Annotated in this window: 3 protein-coding genes; all 3 read right to left on the reverse strand. The window is 49.4% G+C overall.

The window, feature by feature from the left end:
• Positions 1–139: 139 nt before the first annotated feature.
• Positions 140–2,584 carry a T9SS type A sorting domain-containing protein gene (locus E3J62_09105; protein ID TET44886.1) on the reverse strand — a complete coding sequence of 815 codons (2,445 nt, stop codon included), beginning with the start codon at positions 2,582–2,584 and terminating at the stop codon, positions 140–142.
• A 375-nt stretch (positions 2,585–2,959) separates the two neighbouring features.
• Positions 2,960–3,337, reverse strand: coding sequence for a hypothetical protein (locus E3J62_09110; protein TET44887.1), 378 nt, complete (start codon positions 3,335–3,337; stop codon positions 2,960–2,962).
• A gap of 50 nt (positions 3,338–3,387) precedes the next feature.
• On the reverse strand, positions 3,388–5,003 hold a 1,616-nt coding region (locus E3J62_09115), incomplete at its 5' end, for a hypothetical protein (GenBank protein TET44888.1).

The following is a 5,003-nucleotide window of genomic DNA, read 5'->3' on the forward strand; positions in this document are numbered from 1 at the left end:
GTGGTTCGAATCTGTGTTAATCTCGTGTAATCTGGTGGTTTCAGGTTTCAATTTCCTAATTTCGAAGGGGCCGGGTTGGTGCGGAGTGGAATTTCCCAATTTCGTATTTCAGTGCCAGTAGTCGTACAGCCCGTTCGGCTTACCGCACAACCGCCATCTTTTTCGCGTGAGAGAAGGTATTAGTCTCTAGCCTATATATATAGATCCCAGATGGCACAGGCATGCCGTCCTTGTCCATGCAGTTCCATCCTAGTGAGTGCAAGCCTTCAGATAAATGTGAGACTTTAACTCTCCATATGAGTCTTCCGGCGATATCGTACACACTGAGCTTGACAGGTGTCGCGTGTTCCAGAACGAAATCAATCCGGGTTGATGAGGTAGCAGGATTTGGTTTGTTCTGAAGGAGTACGGTACTGGACTCGATCTCTGTCTGGCAGCTCATCTGGTTACCTTTACGGGGTTTCACTGCTTTCATCGCGTGTTCCCAGGCCTTCTTGTAGTGGTCGATGGCTTTGTCGTATTTACCCTTCTCTTTCTCCTTTTCGGCACTGGCCATCTCCTTCTTCGCTTTCTCTATCTCTTTTGGGTTGCCATTGGCAGCAATCGCATCATCAATTGCAACTCTGGCCAGGATGCTGTCTGCTTCAACGAGCATACCCATCAACCTCTCACACAATCCAGAAGGGAACCCACCTCCTCCATCACCTATCTTGTCCACACTCTCAACCTCGAAGTCCCCAAACACCATACCTTCCTCGAGAGGCTTAGAACATGAGGTATCTATCTCCTCATCGAGAGAACCATCCACCCAGATTTCTGTGTTTGCGCCGAGCTTCTCGTCAACTGCAGCGATTTGAAAAGTGTCTTCTGGTGATACCAGCTCAGGACCGAAGCATGTCCTCCCTTTGCTTATCGCTTCAATTAAGGCTTCACTCAAACCATGAAAGATGAGAGAAAGCGAGGTGACTCCTTTGCATTTCTCCCCCTGGCACAGCTTCTCTATTTCTTTCAATGCTTTCTTCTCTTCGTAGAAGACTTTCTTTCCCCGATCCGGGACAAGATGTGTCTGACCCAGCCAGAGTCTGGGGTCCAGACTTTTTTCCAGGTGTTTCTTTGCCTTCTTTATCCTCTTTTCCATATCCTTTGACTGTGGCGTCAGTTCATCCAGCTCTGCAATGACCTTTTCCTTGATGCAGGCGGGCTCACACTGAGAATAGTCTCCTTGTGCAAGCCAGCTATTGTGTCCTTTCCAGAAATATGGTTCAAGAGGAGGGACGGTCAGATCATCTCTCACATTGGTTATGTGGTAGTAGTGAGAGGAAAACTGATTTCTGCATTCTGCCCAGTTCCCGTCATCCTCGAGCATTGCCAATCCCCTGTACCGATAGGTCGCGATGATTTCAGCATGGCCGTCGTGGTCCACGTCCGCGACCGCAGGATGCTCGTCTCTGGTGATTGATCTTAAATCAAGATTCTTGTACAGAAGATTTCCATCTCGGCCGTCATAGATTCCGAGATACTCGCTGCCCATGAGTATTAGCTCCTTAAAGGAATCCCCGTCAAGGTCGCATACAACAGGGCCTGAGCCTGAACCTCCCCACCAATCGGCAGCAGGAGCCTGCCAGATCACCTTGGCCTCAGAACCATCATCTTGAAAGACCCACAGTGAATCCTTCTCTTCGAGATAGGAGTTGGAGAAAGTGGCTATTTCTTGCTTACCATCATTGTTTATGTCGTCAATAGCAGCTGTAGATATGATAGACCCGAGCCTGCCAATCAGCTCTTTGGTCCATTTGACAGTCCCATCTTTCTCTAAACAGTAGAGCATGTTTTTTCCTCTTACTGTGTAGCCGTTCACTATTATCTCTGCATCCAAGTCCCCATCTACATCTGATATTGCGACACCGACCAGCCTCATCCCTTCAATTTCTGTTTCCCAGATGAGATTTCCTTCTGAGTCGAGGCAGCCTATGTAACCACCTGTGGTGGCGTAAATTGTCTCCGGATAACCGTCCTCATTTATGTCCGCTACTGCAGGAATGCAGACGTCGCCGACCGCGCCATGCTTCCATACGAGTGAGCCAGAAGCGTCAACGCAGTAAAGGGTGTCATTCGTGCTTCCGGCGAGAATCTCCGCGTCCCAATCGCCGTTTATATTGGCGATGGTCACTCCTTGATTGTACCCGCCATTGAACGTGTCGAATGACCATTTCAAGCTGCCGTCACTCTGGAAGCACCAAATCTTACCCGGTTCACGCCATCCCAGCGAGTGAAAAACAGCTTCTGCGTTGCCGTCTCTGTCAAGGTCTGCAACCGCAGGGTGTTGAAAGAGCTGCTTCGGTTCATAATATGACCAGAGAACGTCGCCTGAACTACTCAGACAATGGAGATTGCGCCAGTATCCGAAGAGGACCTCCGAGCCAGGCGAATCTTTGTCTATGTCTGCAATTGCTGGTGAACATTCCACGTAGTCTTCTGCGTCAAAGTACCACGCGATCGTGGGAGCAGACTGCGACGCGGCTGGGAACTGCAGCAATGGAAGAAGGAATACGAATGACAACAATAGACGGGAATAGGTTTTCATTCTAGCCTCCGTGCTATTGGAAGTTGGGAAAAAATCTGTGATTTAGATGGGGACTTTCCTCCACTTATAATGTAATGCGGAAACCTTATTTTTCAAGGGGTTCAACGCTTTCTAAACCTTACTGCCAGAATCCGTGCAGTCGATTCAGGAAGGGCAATCCATTGAACGTCTTTCATTTGACTGAAATCCAGAGTGATTAGAGGACACCAAAATATATGCAAATCGCCTCATATTCGACACAGATTTATGCATGGGACGGTGTGCTAGAGGAGAGATTTGCTTCAGTCCCCAAGCCGTGCCGCTCTTCCCGGCTGACAGCTTCAGTAATCGTACAGCATACAGCGTACAGCCTTAGTAGTTCAGTAGGAGAAGTATCTATTCCGGGCGCAGCCTTCTTGCCAATCTCCAGTGTATTATAAACAGAGGTGTAAGCCACACAAAAGCGATGAGCATGTGGATTAGGCTCTGGGCGCCCCTACGCTTTTCTGTCATAAGTGCAACCTGTCTTTTGTCCTGCCAGCGTACCCTCAGTTCTTCATCAGTCAATTCTGGGGCACCCTCGGTTTTTTCCCAGTCTGTCTTGAAGCTCTGGAATGATGCTATCGATGCCCAATCCCGCTGATTCATTGTGAGCGCGGGAGCAGCTATCTTCACAATGCCGCCGGTCCCCTCTATGACAAAGATGAGGCCAACGAAGAGCAAGATTGCACATACCGCGTAGGCGTAAATCCGAAGAATAAGATCTTTCTTCATCCTACCTCCTTATTGTGAAAGGTTGGTGCTCCTGGGCGCGCCATCCATTTCTACCTCATCATTAGAAAGCCGTACGTCTCAGGATCATAGTTTATCGGAACAAGCCAGTCTGCTGATGTATTCAGCCTTTTCTGTTTTCGGCGGAAGTTAGTGCCCCAGATCTTACCTCGTTTCGCTTCTGCTCCCAGTTGATCCAGAGGAATTCTTGCTTCGATACTCCAGTGGTCTTCACCCTTGAAAGTCTTCACTTCATAGGTCCCATTCCAATCCCTCTCAACGTCGACAGGAGTCTTTTCCTCTACAATTATCTTCTGATCAAAGGGCGTACCCAGTGGATTGAAGTATATCTGATAGATTGGTCCATCCTCCAGCACTGGCTGGAAGAAATAGCCAACGCAATCTTCCCCATAGACTGCACCATCGTGCTTTGTGGCAGTGGCGACAATTGCATCCATCTTCTTTTCCGTGCACCTGGCGGCAATGTACAGGTTTTTTTCATCCCAGGCAAAATAGAAAGAGACAGGGTCAGTGGTGGAGATAGATGAACCATCAGGTGCAAAGAGTTCAGTCACGGCCCGTTTCCAAAGAGCGTCTTTCAACTCACCATCGATAACAGGCGGTTCTGTGGCTTCATACGCGTATGCTGTACGGGAAACTCCCAGCGTGTGCTCTATTTCAACTTCCTTGCCCTCGGCGTAGCCATAGTTCATGGACGCTGTGGGGGTCGGATACAAGTTACCAGTACTCTTTACGGTCAAGCTTGTGGAGTAAGTTTTCAGCGGCTCTATCTCGATGGGCAAAACAGTGGGACTTACGGTCCATCCGGCCGGTACATCCCAGGAGAGTGTGTCCTTCAGGATCACGTCGGTGTTGAAGTTTTCTACGGTGATCGTTATCTTCTTCTCGGGGATCGTAAGGTCGTCGCTGACCTGTGCTTTTCCGGTCTTTATCGCCAGGTACTCTGCCTTCCTGGTCAGCAGGTATTCTTTCGCACTCAACTCCTCCCATGGCAGCACAGCGTCCATCTTCACCGGCGCAATTGATATTCTATCTCTATCGACAGTCACCCAGGCGAAATGGTACTGTAACCCTGTCGGCCCCGGGGAACATCCGCCGCCGGAACTTCCAAGACTGGTGTAGGTGATGCCGTCAAATGTGCCGCTGAAGTATATGTGGTAATGCCCGGTGAATACTGCGTCCACTCCATATTTCACGAATATGGTGTGAAGTGTGTCAGGCTTGTCCTGCGCGATGGTCTCAATCCAGTAGGGGATATGGTAAAAGACAATCGTGTGGAAAGCATCTTTGTTCATTTCAAGATCGTCAATGAGCCAGTCGATCTGTTCCTTTGGGAAGTCAGTGACACTGTTGTATCGACCGCTGTCCAGGATGATGAAGTGCAAACCCCTTCTGGTGAATGAGTAGTATGGTTTTCCGATATAGCGGCGGTACAGGTTCAGGGCAGTGGTGTCCAGGAAATCGTGGTTTCCAGCCGTATGGTAGATAGGGCTGGTCAGGGGTTCGATCAGCGCCAAATACTCTTCCCACTCCTGCTTGATTTTCACGGTGTCAGCCGTATACCCTTCTATCATGTCCCCAACAGTCAGGACAAAATCCGGCTTCATCCTCTCAACCTCGGTGACAATCTGGCCGAATATCCCCGGCT

This window comes from candidate division TA06 bacterium, assembly GCA_004376575.1.
GTDB lineage: Bacteria > Hydrothermota > DG-26 > E44-bin18 > E44-bin18 > E44-bin18.

Coding starts and splice junctions, on each gene's coding strand:
- E3J62_09110 (TET44887.1), bottom strand. CDS start 3,337: ATGAAGAAAGATCTTATTCTTCGGATTTACGCCTACGCGGTATGTGCA.
- E3J62_09105 (TET44886.1), bottom strand. CDS start 2,584: ATGAAAACCTATTCCCGTCTATTGTTGTCATTCGTATTCCTTCTTCCA.